The sequence below is a fragment of the Maricaulis sp. genome, from assembly GCF_048270265.1.
GTDB lineage: Bacteria > Pseudomonadota > Alphaproteobacteria > Caulobacterales > Maricaulaceae > Maricaulis.
This window is the reverse complement of sequence record NZ_JBLWTD010000024.1, coordinates 37807-52105: the sequence shown is the minus strand read 5'-3', so window position 1 is coordinate 52105 and position 14299 is coordinate 37807. Positions and strand designations below refer to the sequence as shown.

Here is a 14299-nt window from a genome sequence, read left to right as displayed (position 1 = left end):
CGCGTCCTTGGCGACAAGGTCCTCCCTGATTTCGCTGCCGGCGATACGCTGCGCGTTCACGTGCGCATCAAGGAAGGCGAGCGCGAGCGCGTCCAGGTCTATGAAGGCGTCTGCATCGCCCGCAATGGTGGCGGCCTCAACGAGAGCTACACCGTCCGCAAGATCTCCTTCGGTGAAGGTGTCGAGCGCGTCTTCCCGATGTATTCGCCAAATGTCGAGCTGATCGAAATTGTCCGCAAGGGCAAGGTTCGCCGCGCCAAGCTGTATTACCTGCGCGATCGTCGCGGCAAGTCGGCCCGGATCACCGAGCGCACCACCGGTCGCGGCATCGTCAAGCGCGAGCCGAAGAAGAAGGGCTAAGCCCCCTCTTCCTTACCGAATGCAAAACGCCCGCTGTTCAACCAGCGGGCGTTTTTTTACGTCTCGTTAGGGAATTCTGTCCGGTTTTGCCGCCCGAGTCCGGATTTGCGGGTGGCGCCATCAAGGCTGGAAACCGAACCCGCATTTAAAGACTCGGAGGCCGGTCAGGCGCCTGAATCCTCGATTTTGTGCATGTCTTCATCGGACAGACCGAAATGATGACCGATCTCGTGCACCAGGACATGACTGACCAGCTCGCCCAGCGTCACCGTCTCACGCTCGGCCCATTCATCAAGAATCGGGCGCCGGAACAGGAAGACCCGCGAGGCTTGCGGCGTCGGGTCCATATTCGACTGCTGCGTCAGGTCCACGCCCATATAGAGACCGCTCAGCTCGAACGGGTCTTCCAGACCAACCGCCTCGAGCATTTCCGCATCGGCGAAATCGGCCACGAAGAGTTCGACATGACCGCACAGGGCGCGATAGGCCTCGGGCAGGCGCTCCCAGGCGCTGGCGGCGAGGGTTTCAAAGTCCGACAAGGTCGGCGGGGTCAGATTGGCTGTAGTGTTCATGACGATATCCGGTTTTGCTGAACCGCCTCTAACGCTTCCCGGCCGCAAAGGCACGCTGCAATGCCGCAAGATCGGTCAGGGCCCTGACTTGTCATGTGAACAAAAACCGAACAAACTGCCGCCATGGACCTTTCTGACGTCGCCTCCGACCGCAATCCGCAAATTGATGACGCCCAGGCGCTGATGCGCGGGGCGGCGCGGCTGTTGTGGCAGATGGGCTTCAGCGCGATTCCGGAATTCTCCCTGCCGGACGGCCGTCGCGCCGATCTCGCCGCGATCGGCCGCAAGGGGGAGATCACCATTATCGAGGTCAAGTCCGGCATTGCCGATTTTCGCGCCGACCATAAATGGACCGATTACACCGGCTATTGCGAGCGGATCTATTTCGCTGTCTCGCAACGCTTCCCGCACGAGGTGATCCCGGAACATGCCGGACTGATTGTCGCCGATGGGTTTGGCGGTGCGATTGTCCGCGAAAGCCCTGTACTCACCCTGGCCCCGGCCAGGCGCAAGGCCCTGACCCTGCGCTTCGCCCGCGCCGCCGCCGACCGTTTGATGCGTGTCGGTGAGGGCGAACAGGCTGACTACAGTGCGACGCCCGGCAGGGCCTGACAGGCCGCTACGCTCCCGGCTTGACCCGCCAGGGCGGGTCGATGCGATTGACGCCGGCATGGTAGAGCTTGATCAGATGGCCGTCGGGGTCGCGCAGATTGGCCTCGCGCCACAGCCAGCCCATATCGGCCGGCGCGGTCTCGAAATCAAAGCCTTCGGCCTGCAGGGCCGCCACCTCGGCATCAAGCTCATCGCATTCCAGATAGATCACCGCGCCGGGCACGATGGGATCGGTTGTCAGGTGCAGTGAGAAGGTCGTATCGCCCTGTGGCGCCAGAAAGCGGGAGTAGTGCGGCGAATCGACGAGAAGACGGAAACCCAGCCGCTGATAGAAATCCTTCGAACGCGGTATGTCACTGACCGGAATCGTCACCTGGTTGAGACGCATGATTGGCTCCCGTGTAATCGGCAATTTCGTCAAGCGGCCGCAAGAGCCGGTCAAGACTCAGGTCGCTGAGCAGATAGGCCCAGCCCCCGGCGCGGGCATTGATCGCCGCTGCGGCGTCGCGGCCGCCATCACTCAACGCCTCGGCCTGGATCACCGCCCAGCGCGTATCACCCAGCGCCAGGATATCGAGGCTGACACGCAGACCGGAGAAGGTTTCCTCGACATGCCGTCCCACCGGCTCGCCGCGCAAACGGTCGGCCCGGCGTACATCGCGAAACCGCAGGCGCGACAGGGCCGCCGAGGGGCCATTGCCGGCCCCGGCCGTGATAGGGCGCCAGCCACCGGGCTCGCGCAGCGAGAAATTGCGCGCCGAACGCCCCGCCCGCTCAAACACATAGGCCGGACCGCGCTCGGGCGTGATCGCGGTGCGGGCGATATCGGAACTGTCGAGCGCGATGAAATCGAGGTCGAGCCAGCCATCGGCCAAGCCGATCGCCGGAATGGCCGAACCGCCACCGGAAAGCTGCGCCGCATAGCTGCGCGGGCGATCCGGGAAGCGGAGATAGATCAAGCCATTGCGCGCCGCGCCGAGCAGGATATCGGTCAACACTTCCCCATCGCTGCCACGCACGGTCAGCCGGGTACCGGCACCGCGCTGACCGGCATCGGCCAGTTCCAGCCGCGCCAGCTTGGCCGGATCGGCCGTGCGCGCCCCGGCATAGCCCAGATCGGCCAGGAAGGCGTCGAGCTCGGCCAGACGTTCGGCAATCACGGGGTGGTCATCGCGGCTCGGCATCACCCAGCCGGCTTCACTGCGCTCCAGGGTGAAATGATCCTCGGGGCCGGTGATTTCGATTTCGCGGGCATTGGCGACTGTGGCCGACCAGTCCGGCAATACTGGGCCGCTCACCTCCGGCTGCCAGTCACGCCGGGCCTGGATGACCAGCGTGGCCGCCGCGCCAGCGAGCAACAGCGCGGCAATACCGCCGGTGATCAACAGGTGGCGCAGTCTTTGACGATCCATCGGCCGGCTCATTGGGCACTCCTGCAGCGGCGCACCAGCGTCCCGGCCAGACCGAACAGCACCACCAGGGCCGGGGGCACGCCAATCGTCCAGAATTGCAGGCTGGAATTGAGAGCATCGATGTCATGGCGGAATTCGCGCTCGACCTCGCGCAAATGCGCCCGGGTTGCCAGGATCTGCTGGCGCAAGGCAATCGCTTCATCACGGCCCGCCCGCGCACCCGGATCAGCGAGGCCCGAAGCCTGCCCGGAGCCGAGCAGTTCCTGCAGCCGGGTCTCGGCCGCCTCGATCTCCGCCTCAAGCCGGTCCTGGATCTCGACATATCGCGCCTCGGCCTCGGCCCGCAGGGTATCGACACGCGTCATCGGGCGGGCTGAAGGTGCGCGCGACCGCAAACCGATCAGGGCCGGGTCGCCGGCGGCCATATCGACCAGATTCATCGCCAGGGCAAGATTGTCGGCAACAATCATGTCGCCGGCTGCCGGGTCACTGCGCAGGTAGAAACTGTCATCGAGCCAGTCGATATCGGCAATCACGGTCAGGTCCAGTGGCACTTCCGAGCGGGACAGGTGCTCGGCAGGGCTGAACATCACATCACCGGCTGGCGGGCCGTCCGGAAAGGCCGTGCCGGCATCGCCGCGCAAGCGGGCTCCGAGAATCACCGGCTGGCGTTCAGGTTCGTATTCCCGCAGCAGATCATCCGGGCTCGGTGCACTGGCCGCGATATCGGCATCCACAAGGGCGCCATCCGGGCTGGTGGTCAGCAGCGGCGTCACGTCAAACCCGCTGTCGGCGAGAAAGTCGAGGGCGCCCGGGGAGCCAAAATTGACCCCGCGATCGAGCGTCGAGGTTGCGAGGTCTTCGCCATCGATCTGGGCACTGCCGATCGAGAACCACAGCGGATAGGCGCGGCGGCGGGCACGGCCATCGGTATCGATGATCTCCACCGGCAGGCCGAGCGTGCGGTCCATCGCCACGGTCTCGCTATCCCAGGCGACGCCCCAATTGGCCAGCAATTGCGGCAGGTCCGATGCGCGATGGGCATCGACGGGCGGCAGGCCGTCGAGCCCGGGACGCAGGGCCAGATGCGCCATCGGGTCGATGAAGAGCAGGACCCGGCCGCGGCGGAGGGCAAACTGGTCGATCAGATAAAGTTGAGACTCGCTGAGCCGGCCGGGATGGATGATCATCAGGGCGGCGGCATCGGGAATGGATTCGAAATCCCGCTCGATCCATTGCAGGTCATAGGCGCTGTTGAGGTCGGCGATGAAACGGTTCGGCGCGCCGCTGGAGGGATCGAGCGGAATGCCGGACAGGATGGCCAGGCGCGGCCGGTCGGGCCGGTCGACATCGGAAATCAGGCGGGTCAGATCATATTCCAGCCGCGCCTCGTCGGCCTGGTCGAACAGGTCGATAATCGCCCCGTCATCGACGGAATTGCGCGCAACCAGGCCGAAGAAGATCTGTTCGCCGGTATCGGTTGGCAGGGAATGCAGGCCCGCCGCGAGGGCTTCGTCCTCGGCCTGGGAGAAGGGTGCCGGATCAATCTCGACCAGGCGGATGCGGCCGCCGGACTGTTTCTCATAGGCGCGGAGCAATTCGCGCACCCGGGTCGCATAGCTGCGGATTGCCGGATATTGCGCGGCTTCGGCGCGCGAATGATAGAAGCGCCACTCGACCGGCTCGTTGAGGCGGTCGATCACGGCGAGTGTACCGGGCGAAAGCCGGTAAAGACCATTCTGGGTCAGATCAATGCGCACGCCCGGCAGCCATTGGCCCGCCAGGAATGTGCCGGTCAGGAACATCAGCACAATGCTGGCCAGCATCAGCGGCAGATAGAGCGCCTTCTTCATCGTCCGCCCCCGCGCTGTTCGGCAATCATCACACCGGCCGCACCCAGCGAAGCGAAGATCAGGCCGGCAAAATAGAGCAGGTCGGTCAGGTCGATGACGCCGTTGCGCAAGGCGTCATAATGCTCGAGCGCACTGAGGCCGGCAACGAATTCGGAGACCGCCGCCGGGGCATTGTCACCCAGCACCGACAGGACGAGCGGCAGCCCGGCCATGGTCAGGATGAAACAGGCGCCGGCGCCGAGCACGAAGGCCACCACCTGGTTGGAGGTCGTCGCCGACAGCGCCTGGCCGATGGCGAGATAGCCGCCGGCCAGCAGCAGGGCGCCGAGATAGGCGGTGGCAATCGCCATATTGTCCGGCGAACCGAGATAATTCACCGCGATCCACATCGGCATGGTCAGGATGATCGCAGCGGCCGCGACCGTCCAGGCGGCGAGGAATTTGCCACCAGTCGAGGCCCAGAGCGGGATCGGCAGCGACATCAGGAATTCCAGCGTGCCGCGATCGCGTTCCTCGGCCCAGGCCCGCATCGCCAGTGCCGGCATCAGGATGACCAGCAGCCAGGGCAGATAATCGAACAGGGGGGCAAGATCGGCGCGATTGGTGTCGAAGAAGCGGCCGATATGGAAGGCAAAGGCCGGGGCGGCAAAGGCGAAGACCGCCAGGAAGACATAGGCAAGCGGCGTCTGGAAATAGGCCGTCAGCTCGCGGCGATAAACAGCGACCAGCGACCCCATCAGGCGGCCTCGCCGATAGCGGGAATGCCGGCAGTGAAATGCCGGAAGGCGGCCTCGATGCTTCCGGCTTCCGTGACAGCCTCCAGCGCATGGGGCGTGCCGTCGAACAATAGCCGGCCCTGGGCGATGATGATCGCGCGGCTGCACACGGCGGGGACCTCGTCGAGGATATGGGTCGAGATGATGATCGCCTTTTCCGGTGCCATTTCGCGGATCAGCTCGCGCACCCCGTCCTTCTGGTTGGGATCAAGCCCGTCTGTGGGCTCGTCAAGGATCAGCACGGCAGGATCATGGGCGATGGCCGCAGCCAGGGCGGCGCGGCGCTTATAGCCCTTGGACAGCGTCCCGATCGGTTGCGAGGCTGCGGCGCCAAGACGGGCGCGTTCCAGCGCCAGCGCTGTCGCGCGTTTCAGGGCATCACCGGAGAAGCCGCGCACCTGCAGGCCGAAGGCGACAAAGGCCCGCGGCGTCATCGCCGGATAGGCCGGGGCGCCCTCGGGCAGATAGCCCAGGCGCGACTGGGCCTCGATCCGGTCCTCGACACAATCATGGCCCGCGATGAGGGCGCAGCCGGAATCGGGCTCGAGACAGCCGGCCAGCATTCGCATGGTCGTGGTCTTTCCGGCACCGTTTGGCCCGAGAAAGCCGAGCACCTCACCGCGCTCGAGTGTGAAACTGACATCGTCGACGGCCCGCAGGCCTCCGAATTCTTTCACCAAATGGTCGGCTACCAGCATGGGAAGCGCTCACGTATTGCAGACCCTAGCGTTAGCGCGGTGCACAGCACTTGGCCAGAGCGAAGAGTGGTCGCAAAATACAAATCGGTGGGAGAAGTGTCGACCGGCACGCTGCTCTTGATCCGGGGGGCTGGGGGGGCTGTTTAAAACCAAGACCCAGAGCGTTGATGCGGCCGATCGACACCGAAACCGTGGCGGTGCGGTGCGGCGCGATCAGGCCGAAATCATGGCAACTTTGCGGCACTGGGTGAAATGTTTGTAAGCTGTCGCCCACACCAGGCCAGGAATTCAACCGGGAGGAGAAAACAGGTGGCGGCAGGACCCCAGACCGCGAAACGCGCGCCCGCCCCGATCATGTGGGACCGGCGCGAACTCTCCGATATTCTCAATGTCTATGGCCGCTTCGTCGCAATGGGCGAGTGGAAGGATTACGCCATTGACGGCCTGCCCACCACGGCCGTGTTCTCGATCTTTCGCCGCGCCAGCGAAGTGCCGATGTTCGCCATCATCAAGACCCCCGCCGACGCCCAGCGCCAGGGCATGTACAAGGTCGTCGCCGTCGACGGCCAGGTGCTCAAGCGCGGTCATGAACTGGCCCAGGTCCTGCGGGTGTTCGACAAGAAGCGCTTCACGGTCGTCGACTGAGCGCAGGCCAGAAAAAACCCCCGAAGCCAGGCTCCGGGGGTTGATATCCAGGCGGGACAGTCCCGATCAGTTGCGATTGCCCATGAAGCGCAACAGGAAGAGGAACATGTTGATGAAGTCGAGATAGAGCGAAAGCGCTCCGTGGATCTTCATCTTGGCCGCCACCTCCGGCGTGCCGCCATATTCGTAATAGCTGATCTTCAGACGCTGGGTGTCATAGGCGGTCAGGCCGGCAAAGATCAGCACACCGATCGCCGAGATCGCGAATTCCAGGGCGCTTGAGGCCAGGAACATATTGACGATCGAGGCGAGGATGATGCCGAACAGGCCCATGATCAGGAAAGAGCCCATCCCGGTCAGATTACGCTTCGTGGTGTAGCCATACAGGCTCAGCGCCGCGAAAGCCGCTGCGGTCACGAAGAAGGTGTTGGCGATCGAACCTGCGGTATAGACCGCGATGATCGAGGACAGGGAAATCCCCATCACGGCGGCGAAGACGTAGAACAGGATGCGCGCCATGCTGTGGCTGAGCTTGTTGAGCCTGAAGGAGATCAGCATCACCAGGCCGAGCGGGGCGAGCATGACCAGCCATTTCAATGGCGTATTGAAAACCGTATTGCCGAGCGGCGTCACGCCGAAGCTCTCCGTGCCGATACCGACAAAGAAGAGCTGGGCAGCAAGGATGGCCGCACCGGCGGTTACCAGCAGGCCAACCGTCATCAGATTGTAGATGCCGAGCATATAGCTGCGCAGCCCGGCATCGATGGACATGTCCATCGAAGGCGCGCCGACATGGGTGCGGGAAAAATCATTCATCGTTGCGGTCTCTCATTCTTCCATTCGCCCGATCAGGCGATTTGAACTCAATATCGTCTCGCCCAGCGCCGATTGCAAGGCGGGACGCACGAGCCTCGCGTCCCCCCTTGCGGGGCATTCAGGCCTGGACGCCATTGAGCGCCCGCGCCGCGGGAACCGACAGGGCCGAACGCGCCACCAGCGCCCCCCCGGCAGCGGCCGACAGGATCGCGATCGCGCTCACCAGGCCGACGGCAACCCAGTCCGGCGCCCACACCGCCTCAACCAGTTGCGTCATCACATACCAGGCGGGTGGAATCGCGAGCAGCAGCGCCATAATCGTCGCCATCACCCCGACCAGGGCAAATTCGAGCGCAAAGATCATCAGCACGCCCGCCGGTGTGACGCCGAAGGTTTTCAGGAGCGCCGCATCGGCAACGCGGCGGCGGGCCGCAGCGGCAAAGGCACCGAGCATGACCAGGGCCCCGGCAAGGGCCACCACTCCAGCGACGGCATTGATCGCGACGGTGGTTTGTTCAAACACCTCGGCTGCGGCCTGCAGCCTCTCGCGAATCCGGTAGATGACCACCTCGGGAAAGGCGGCTCCAATCGCCGCGGCAATCGCATCCTCGAACTCCGGATCGACGCGCAACAATGCGGTCTGGCTGGCATTGGCGCCCTCCAGTGTTCCCGGCGCAAAGACGATGGCGACATTGACGCCGAAACTGCCCCAGTCGATCGTGCGCAGACTGGCGATCTCGGCGGTGATGTCGCGGCCGAGAATGCGCAGGGTCAGTTCATCGCCGACACCGACACCCAGTCCGCGCGCGGCATCGCCCTCGATAGAGATCAACGGCGGTCCGGCATAGTCCGACGGCCACCATTCACCGGCTTCCAGCACCGATTCCGGTGGCTGCTGCGCCAGATAGGTCAGGCGTGTCTCGCCATCGACCAGCCAGCGTTCCGAAGGCGCGACGGCCTCCATGTCCAGCGGCTCGCCCTTGATGGCGATGATCCGGCCCAGCAGGGCCGGCGCGCGGCGATAGCGTTGGGGGTCGTCGACATCACCACCGGCCACGGCGACGATGCGGTCAAACTCTCCGGCGCGGTCGGAAGGGATCTGGGCCATTGCCAGGCTGGGAAGATTGGCCGGTGCGGTATCGCGGATCTGGGTCACCAGATTGTGCTGCACCAGGGTCACCACGGCGAGCAGGGCCAGGCCGAGCCCCAGCGCCGGGGCGGCGATCGGTGCCACCGAGCCCGGACCACCCAGCTGGGTCAGCGCCAGCCGCAGGCCGCCGCGCGTTCCATGGGCGAGCCAGCGCGCGAGACGGCGCAGGGCAAAGGCTGCACCCCAGAGCAGGGCGAAAACCACCAGGGCAAAACCGAGCATCACCGCGGCCACCAGTGGCGACGGGCTGAACAGGATGGCCAGCGCCACAAAGACGAGGCCGGTCAGCAGGGCCGCGATACGTTCGGCCCATGGCGCCGCGCTCTGCCCCCGAATGTCGCCGCCGAGCAGGGCGGAGGGCGGCGTCGCCCGCGCCCGGCCGATCGCGGGCAAGGCAAAGGCCAGCGCCGAGAGCAGGCCGGACAGGATCGCCAGCCCCAGCGGCACCGGATAGATGCCGGCCTGGACCGGGATGGGCAGGGCATCGCCGAACGCCTGCGCCAGCGCCATCGGGGCCAGTGCGCCGAGCACGGCACCCAGCAGGGAACCGGCCAGCGCCAGAACGATGATTTGCAGCAGATAGGCCAGCCGGATCGTGGCGCCGTCGGCACCAAGCGCCTTGAGGGCGGCGATGGATCCGATCCGGGTCGCCAGGAAGGTCGAGACAGCTTGCGCCACGCCCAGCCCGCCAGCCAGCAGCGCGGCCAGCCCGGCCACAGCGAGAAAGACGCTGAGATTGTCCAGCAGGTCGTCAAACTGGTCGCCCAGCTGGTCCCGTGTGGTGAGATTGATGCCTTGTTCGCGCAGGGTCGGCTCCAGCCCCGCCGCAACGGCATCCAGATCCGCGCCCGCATCATCGAGCCGGACACGAAGTCCGGAACTGTAGATCGAGCCCTCGCTCATCAGGCCGGCCGCCTCGACCACCTCGAGTTCGACCAGCAGCCGCGGCGCGAAATCAAAGCCGAGATTGAGCCGGTCCGGCTCGCTGGTCAGCTCGGCGCGCAATTCGAAGATCTCGCCGGCGAGCTCGATCCGGTCACCGATCCGGGCGTTGAAGACCCGGAAGATATCCGGATCAGCCGCGGCACCGGGAATGCCGTCGCGCACTTCGAGCAGACGATCCAGCGGCAGGTCCGGTACGGTCTGTACCGTCCCGAACAGGGGATAGGCGGCATCAACGCCGCGCAGCCGCACCAGGCGGCGCACCTCGTTCAGGCTGGCCATGACATTGATATCCGCAATCCTGGAGACCTCTCCAGCCGCCTCCATCGTGGTCGTCAGATCGCCTGGAATGGGCGCGCGCTGTGCGGAAAACGCCAGATCGCCACCGAGAATACGGCTGAGTTCACCGGCGACGCCCTGGCGAAACATCGCGCTCGCCGACCCGGCAGCGGCAATCGCCGCAACACCCAGGGTGAGGCAGGCGAGGAACACCATGAAACCGCGCGCACCGGCGCGCAGTTCGCGGCCAGCGATGCGAAGGGCCAGCGGAGCATTCATGACAGGATCGCCCCGTCGCGCATCTCGATGGTGCGGTCAGCCCGGCTGGCGAGCTCGCGATCATGGGTGACCAGGACCAGGGCTGCACCATGCTGGCGGGCGGCATCGAACAGGAAATCCGCGATCATGCCACCGGCGGCGGTGTCGAGATTGCCGGTCGGTTCGTCGGCGAAAATGATCTCTGGCCCGACTGCCAGCGCCCGCGCCACGGCGACGCGCTGACGCTCGCCGCCCGAGAGCTGGCCCGGATAATGGGTCAGGCGGTGCTCGAGCCCGACCAGGGCCAGGGCCTCGATGGCCCGTTCGCGGACCCGGTCCTGGCGCGCAATTTCCAGCGGCGCCATGACGTTTTCCAGAGCCGTCATGGTCGGCATCAGATGAAAGGACTGGAACACAAAGCCGACCCGGCCGCGCCGCAGACGGGCGAGTTGACCCTCGCTGCGGCCGTTCACCGGATCACCGAGGAGCAGGATGTCACCGGAGGTGGCACGCTCCAGCCCGGCCGCGACCGCCATCAGCGAGGACTTCCCCGATCCGGACGGGCCGACAATGGCCACACTTTCGCCCGCAGCGACCTCCAGACTGACATGATCGAGAATATGAACCGGCCCCGAAGCGGCCATCAGAGTGAGTTCGACATCGCGCAGCGACAGGACGGGTGGCAAGCTGGTATCTGTCATTGCGGATCCGGAATTTGTGTTGATATCGAATTTCGATATATGTCATAGGACAGCATTCGGCAAAGGCCTTCTTGAAAATGCGTCACATGTTTCACCTTGTCGTGATCGGCCTGCTGGCCCTGACGACGCCAGCCATGGCTGCGGACGATGCGCCGGGCTACCGGCTTGTCGTGATCGGCGACAGCCTCAGCGCCGGCTTCGGCCTCACCGACGCGCAAGCCCTGCCAGCCGCGCTCGGCCGGGAATTTGCGGCTCGCGGCATTGCCAATATTACCGTCATCAATGCCGGCGTCTCCGGCGACACGACGGCCGCCGGCCTCAACCGGTTCGACTTTTCCGTCGGCCCCGATGCCGATGGTGTCATCATCGCGCTCGGTGCCAATGACGCGCTGCAGGGCCAGCCGCCGGCGCGGGCCCGCGCCAACCTGGCAGCGATGATCGACCGGGCACAGGCGCGGGGCCTCGATATCGTGCTGGCGGGCATGCTTGCTCCGATCAATCTCGGCGAGACATACCGGCAGGAATTCGACACCCTCTATCCCGAGTTGGCAGAGGAGAAGTCGGTGCCGCTCTACCCCTTCCTGCTGGAGCCGGTCGCGCTGCATCCCGAATATCTGCAACGCGATGGTCTGCACCCAACCGCCGAGGGCGTTGAACTGATGGCCAGCCCCCTGGCCGAATTCCTCGTCCAGACCCTGTTTACGCCTGCGGGGCCGACGCCATGAGCCAACGTCTTTTTGCTGCAATCGGCCTGCCGGACGCGGCCTGTGAACCATTGCTGGCGCTGCAATCGGGTCTGCCCGGTGCGAGTTGGCGCCCGCGCGAAAACCTGCATCTGACCCTGCGCTTCTTTGGCGATGTCGATGAACGCCAGGCCGAGGATCTGAGCTTCGAGCTGGCGAGGGTCACCGCGCCGGCCTTTGATCTCACACTCAAGGGAGCGGGCTGGTTCGGCCGGCTTGAACCGCATGCGCTGTGGATCGGTGTCGACGAAAACCCGGCCCTGCTCGCCCTGCAGGGCAAGTGCGAACGCGCCGCCCGCCGCGCCGGACTGGCGCCGGAACAGCGCAATTTCCTGCCACATGTGACGCTGGCCTATCTCGACAAGACGCCCGTCGACAAGCTGGCAGGTTTCACCCAGGGACTGGGCACATTCCGCAGCGAGCCGATACGGGTGACCGGATTCAGCCTCTATGCCAGCTGGCTGACCCGCGGCGAGGCCAATATCTACGAACCGGTTACGCGCTACCCGCTAGACTGAATTCAATCGGACTCTGCGACCTCGAAGGCAGCGGGCAGGACAGCGACCTGCCAGGCACCATCCAGCCGGTAGAGCCAGAACACATCGCCATAGGCGGTCTCCTCGAGACGACCATCCGTGCAGCCTGCGGTCTGCGCGGCCGCCTCGCCGGCAAATTCGGCCAGCCAGAGGCAGCTTGTGTTGGAATGCTCCCCGACCAACGTCCAGCGGGCCTGCGAGGCCGCGGCCTGGGCAAAGGCATCGGCCCGGCTGCGCGTGATGCGGTCATCGGCGGCGCAACCGGTTTCAAGCCCGTCGGCAGCCTGGTGCACCGTCACAGCCTGGCCGCCGGCCTCGGCTGTGCGCAGGGTGCGGCAGGCAGCGCTGGCGAAGGCTTCATCGACAGGCGGTGCCCCGATCAGGCTCGCCAGCTGTGCGGTCATCGCCTCGCCGCGCGGACTCAAGGGACAATCGAGTGCATTGCAGTCCGGCGCGATCTTGCGCGCATGGCGCACGACCAGGATATGCCGGTCGGCGCGGCCAATATCGGCAGCCGTGGCGGCGGGCAGGCGCTCGAGCAGGGCAGGCCTGTCGAAATCGGCGCCTGTTTCAGGAGCCGCACAGGCGGCCAGGGAGGCGCAGAGCGCAATCAACGGCAGGACGAGTCGCATGGGAGACCTCATTTCCGGTTTTGCCGAAGCCTAGTGCGCCGGGCGCAGTGCTACCAGCCCAAAGTGACGCCGCAGCTAGACCTCGTGCCGCATCGGCAGGTTTACCCGGATTGTCGTGCCGCTGGCACTGTCGCTCGAAATGGCGAGACTGCCCTCCAGCAGGCCGGCGAGCTGCCAGCAGGTGGCCAGACCGATACCGCCATCGCCCCGCATGCTGCCCTGATCGGCACTGACGCGCTCGATCACCTCGCCGGGGAAGTCCAGTTCGGACGCCACGAGCGTGAACGTGACCGCGACGATATCATCGGGAGCCGGGTCGAGATCGACAGCGATCGTCACCGTGCCGGCCGGGCTGTATTTGATGGCAAGTGAGGTGAGGATCGACAGCATTTGGCGGGTCAGCCGACTATCGCCAACCATAATGGTTTCCGCCGCCTCCGAAGCCTGGCCGATCAGGGTCAGCCCGCTTTCCTGGGCCGACGGGCCAAACAGGGCGATAATGGACCGGACCAGCTCGGCCGGAGAAAAGCTCCCCGCCCGCACCTCGACATCGCCGGTCCTGAGCTGCGACAGCTCGATCACCGCGCCGACACGCGCCAGCATGGTCTGGGCCGATTGCTCGAGCGTGCCGAGCAGGCGCCGCTGATTGGGATCAAGATTCGTATTCCCCAACAGGCTTCCCAGCCCGATGATTCCGTTCAGGGGGGTGCGCAATTCATGGCTGAGACCGAGCAGGAATTCGGATTCCTGCCGGCCTGCCTGCCGCTGCGTCGCGCCGGCAGCCTTCAACTCGGCCTCCAGCGTTGTCCTGGCCCGATGTTCCTGCGCCAGGGCCGAGGCCGATTGGTCGAGCGCCGCCAGCAAGCGGCCAAAGCGCTGGGTCAACCGCACAACGCCTGCCAGGAAGAGAATGGTGGCGACAGTCTCGACGCCCCAGCGGACATAGGTCTGCAGCAGGTTTCCCCATTCAAGCATCATCGCTTCACTCGCCCAGAGCGGGCCAAGCAGCAGGAAGAGAAGGTGGAAAAGGTGGAAACTGCCCCAGAGCAGCATCCCGGCCGCAATCAGGCCGAGTTCGCGGGTGAGGCCGGCAAAGCTGATCGCGCGCAGATTCCGCGCCATCACGAACAGTGTGAGCGCGAGTACGAGAATGACAAAGACGTCCTGGGCTGCCGTTGACAACATGAAGTTCTCGCTCATGCGCGGCCCGAAGAGAGCTGCGCGGCAGTCAGACATGTACCCCGGGGCGCATCAAATGCGACCGGCCCGACAAATAGTGCCCGCAACCTCACCATTATCGCCCGGTCTGTAAAG

Annotated in this window: 16 protein-coding genes; 5 read left to right on the top strand and 11 right to left on the bottom strand. The window is 65.2% G+C overall.

Features of this window, described 5'->3' with window-relative positions:
• Positions 1-360: 50S ribosomal protein L19 (gene rplS / locus ACN0YF_RS12275; protein ID WP_417494598.1), on the top strand; the 360-nt coding region annotated here is incomplete at its 5' end.
• A 164-nt stretch (positions 361-524) separates the two neighbouring features.
• On the opposite strand, the gene ACN0YF_RS12270 is transcribed toward rplS, so the two are convergent.
• The gene (locus ACN0YF_RS12270) at positions 525-932 is read right to left on the bottom strand and encodes a metallopeptidase family protein (protein WP_417481182.1); all 408 of its coding nucleotides are present in this window, start codon (positions 930-932) and stop codon (positions 525-527) included.
• A 123-nt stretch (positions 933-1055) separates the two neighbouring features.
• On the opposite strand from ACN0YF_RS12270, the gene ACN0YF_RS12265 reads away from it, so the two are divergent.
• A complete protein-coding gene (locus ACN0YF_RS12265) occupies positions 1056-1544 on the top strand; it encodes an MmcB family DNA repair protein (RefSeq protein ID WP_417494597.1) in 489 nt (162 codons plus the stop codon).
• 7 nt (positions 1545-1551) lie between these two features.
• Here ACN0YF_RS12265 and ACN0YF_RS12260 read toward each other — a convergent pair whose 3' ends face one another.
• Genes ACN0YF_RS12260 through ACN0YF_RS12240 form a run of 5 tightly spaced genes read right to left on the bottom strand, consistent with a single transcriptional unit; the run spans position 1552 to position 6283 of the window.
• A complete protein-coding gene (locus tag ACN0YF_RS12260) occupies positions 1552-1932 on the bottom strand; it encodes a VOC family protein (RefSeq protein WP_417494596.1) in 381 nt (126 codons plus the stop codon).
• Complete coding sequence (locus tag ACN0YF_RS12255) at positions 1898-2956, bottom strand: hypothetical protein (RefSeq protein ID WP_417494595.1); 1059 nt, start codon at positions 2954-2956, stop codon at positions 1898-1900. Before ACN0YF_RS12255 ends, ACN0YF_RS12260 begins: the two co-directional genes overlap by 35 nt.
• Before the next feature lie 8 nt (positions 2957-2964).
• Positions 2965-4809, bottom strand: coding sequence for a Gldg family protein (locus tag ACN0YF_RS12250; protein WP_417494594.1), 1845 nt, complete (start codon positions 4807-4809; stop codon positions 2965-2967).
• The gene (locus tag ACN0YF_RS12245) at positions 4806-5546 is read right to left on the bottom strand and encodes an ABC transporter permease (protein ID WP_417481187.1); all 741 of its coding nucleotides are present in this window, start codon (positions 5544-5546) and stop codon (positions 4806-4808) included. The genes ACN0YF_RS12250 and ACN0YF_RS12245 overlap by 4 nt, the downstream gene beginning before the upstream one ends.
• Positions 5546-6283 carry an ABC transporter ATP-binding protein gene (locus ACN0YF_RS12240; RefSeq protein ID WP_417481188.1) on the bottom strand — a complete coding sequence of 246 codons (738 nt, stop codon included), beginning with the start codon at positions 6281-6283 and terminating at the stop codon, positions 5546-5548. The genes ACN0YF_RS12245 and ACN0YF_RS12240 overlap by 1 nt, the downstream gene beginning before the upstream one ends.
• 354 nt (positions 6284-6637) lie before the next feature.
• Here ACN0YF_RS12240 and ACN0YF_RS12235 point away from each other — a divergent pair, with 354 nt between their 5' ends.
• Positions 6638-6928 (top strand): DUF2794 domain-containing protein, encoded by a 291-nt coding sequence (locus tag ACN0YF_RS12235; RefSeq protein ID WP_417494600.1) that lies wholly within the window; start codon positions 6638-6640, stop codon positions 6926-6928.
• 66 nt (positions 6929-6994) lie between these two features.
• Here the strand turns inward: ACN0YF_RS12235 and ACN0YF_RS12230 are convergent, their stop codons facing one another.
• The 3 genes from ACN0YF_RS12230 to ACN0YF_RS12220 all read right to left on the bottom strand — a co-directional run bounded on the left by ACN0YF_RS12230 (position 6995) and on the right by ACN0YF_RS12220 (position 11074).
• Positions 6995-7744, bottom strand: a complete 750-nt coding sequence (locus ACN0YF_RS12230; protein WP_417481189.1) for a Bax inhibitor-1/YccA family protein — start codon at positions 7742-7744, stop codon at positions 6995-6997.
• Positions 7745-7862: 118 nt separating this feature from the next.
• Complete coding sequence (locus tag ACN0YF_RS12225; RefSeq protein ID WP_417494593.1) at positions 7863-10394, bottom strand: ABC transporter permease; 2532 nt, start codon at positions 10392-10394, stop codon at positions 7863-7865.
• On the bottom strand, positions 10391-11074 hold the full coding sequence (locus tag ACN0YF_RS12220) for an ABC transporter ATP-binding protein (RefSeq protein ID WP_417494592.1): 684 nt from the start codon (positions 11072-11074) through the stop codon (positions 10391-10393). Before ACN0YF_RS12220 ends, ACN0YF_RS12225 begins: the two co-directional genes overlap by 4 nt.
• Before the next feature lie 86 nt (positions 11075-11160).
• Between ACN0YF_RS12220 and ACN0YF_RS12215 the strand changes: the two genes are divergently transcribed.
• Positions 11161-11799 carry an arylesterase gene (locus tag ACN0YF_RS12215; RefSeq protein ID WP_417494591.1) on the top strand — a complete coding sequence of 213 codons (639 nt, stop codon included), beginning with the start codon at positions 11161-11163 and terminating at the stop codon, positions 11797-11799.
• Positions 11796-12335: an RNA 2',3'-cyclic phosphodiesterase gene (thpR, locus tag ACN0YF_RS12210; protein WP_417481193.1), complete on the top strand. Its 540-nt coding sequence runs from the start codon at positions 11796-11798 to the stop codon at positions 12333-12335. Before ACN0YF_RS12215 ends, thpR begins: the two co-directional genes overlap by 4 nt.
• Positions 12336-12337: 2 nt before the next feature.
• Here thpR and ACN0YF_RS12205 read toward each other — a convergent pair whose 3' ends face one another.
• Together ACN0YF_RS12205 and ACN0YF_RS12200 are read right to left on the bottom strand one after the other, a co-directional pair.
• A complete protein-coding gene (locus tag ACN0YF_RS12205) occupies positions 12338-12985 on the bottom strand; it encodes a histidine phosphatase family protein (protein WP_417494590.1) in 648 nt (215 codons plus the stop codon).
• A gap of 75 nt (positions 12986-13060) precedes the next feature.
• Complete coding sequence (locus tag ACN0YF_RS12200) at positions 13061-14185, bottom strand: sensor histidine kinase (RefSeq protein WP_417494589.1); 1125 nt, start codon at positions 14183-14185, stop codon at positions 13061-13063.
• Positions 14186-14299: the final 114 nt, after the last annotated feature.

Bases quoted from the DNA above. Each gene is read 5' to 3' on its own strand.
- ACN0YF_RS12235 (WP_417494600.1), top strand. From the start codon at position 6,638: ATGTGGGACCGGCGCGAACTCTCCGATATTCTCAATGTCTATGGCCGC.
- ACN0YF_RS12270 (WP_417481182.1), bottom strand. From the start codon at position 932: ATGAACACTACAGCCAATCTGACCCCGCCGACCTTGTCGGACTTTGAA.
- ACN0YF_RS12200 (WP_417494589.1), bottom strand. From the start codon at position 14,185: ATGAGCGAGAACTTCATGTTGTCAACGGCAGCCCAGGACGTCTTTGTC.
- ACN0YF_RS12265 (WP_417494597.1), top strand. From the start codon at position 1,056: ATGGACCTTTCTGACGTCGCCTCCGACCGCAATCCGCAAATTGATGAC.
- thpR (WP_417481193.1), top strand. From the start codon at position 11,796: ATGAGCCAACGTCTTTTTGCTGCAATCGGCCTGCCGGACGCGGCCTGT.
- ACN0YF_RS12240 (WP_417481188.1), bottom strand. From the start codon at position 6,283: ATGCTGGTAGCCGACCATTTGGTGAAAGAATTCGGAGGCCTGCGGGCC.
- ACN0YF_RS12205 (WP_417494590.1), bottom strand. From the start codon at position 12,985: ATGCGACTCGTCCTGCCGTTGATTGCGCTCTGCGCCTCCCTGGCCGCC.
- ACN0YF_RS12230 (WP_417481189.1), bottom strand. From the start codon at position 7,744: ATGAATGATTTTTCCCGCACCCATGTCGGCGCGCCTTCGATGGACATG.
- ACN0YF_RS12260 (WP_417494596.1), bottom strand. From the start codon at position 1,932: ATGCGTCTCAACCAGGTGACGATTCCGGTCAGTGACATACCGCGTTCG.
- ACN0YF_RS12220 (WP_417494592.1), bottom strand. From the start codon at position 11,074: ATGACAGATACCAGCTTGCCACCCGTCCTGTCGCTGCGCGATGTCGAA.
- ACN0YF_RS12245 (WP_417481187.1), bottom strand. From the start codon at position 5,546: ATGGGGTCGCTGGTCGCTGTTTATCGCCGCGAGCTGACGGCCTATTTC.
- ACN0YF_RS12215 (WP_417494591.1), top strand. From the start codon at position 11,161: ATGTTTCACCTTGTCGTGATCGGCCTGCTGGCCCTGACGACGCCAGCC.
- ACN0YF_RS12250 (WP_417494594.1), bottom strand. From the start codon at position 4,809: ATGAAGAAGGCGCTCTATCTGCCGCTGATGCTGGCCAGCATTGTGCTG.
- ACN0YF_RS12225 (WP_417494593.1), bottom strand. From the start codon at position 10,394: ATGAATGCTCCGCTGGCCCTTCGCATCGCTGGCCGCGAACTGCGCGCC.
- ACN0YF_RS12255 (WP_417494595.1), bottom strand. From the start codon at position 2,956: ATGGATCGTCAAAGACTGCGCCACCTGTTGATCACCGGCGGTATTGCC.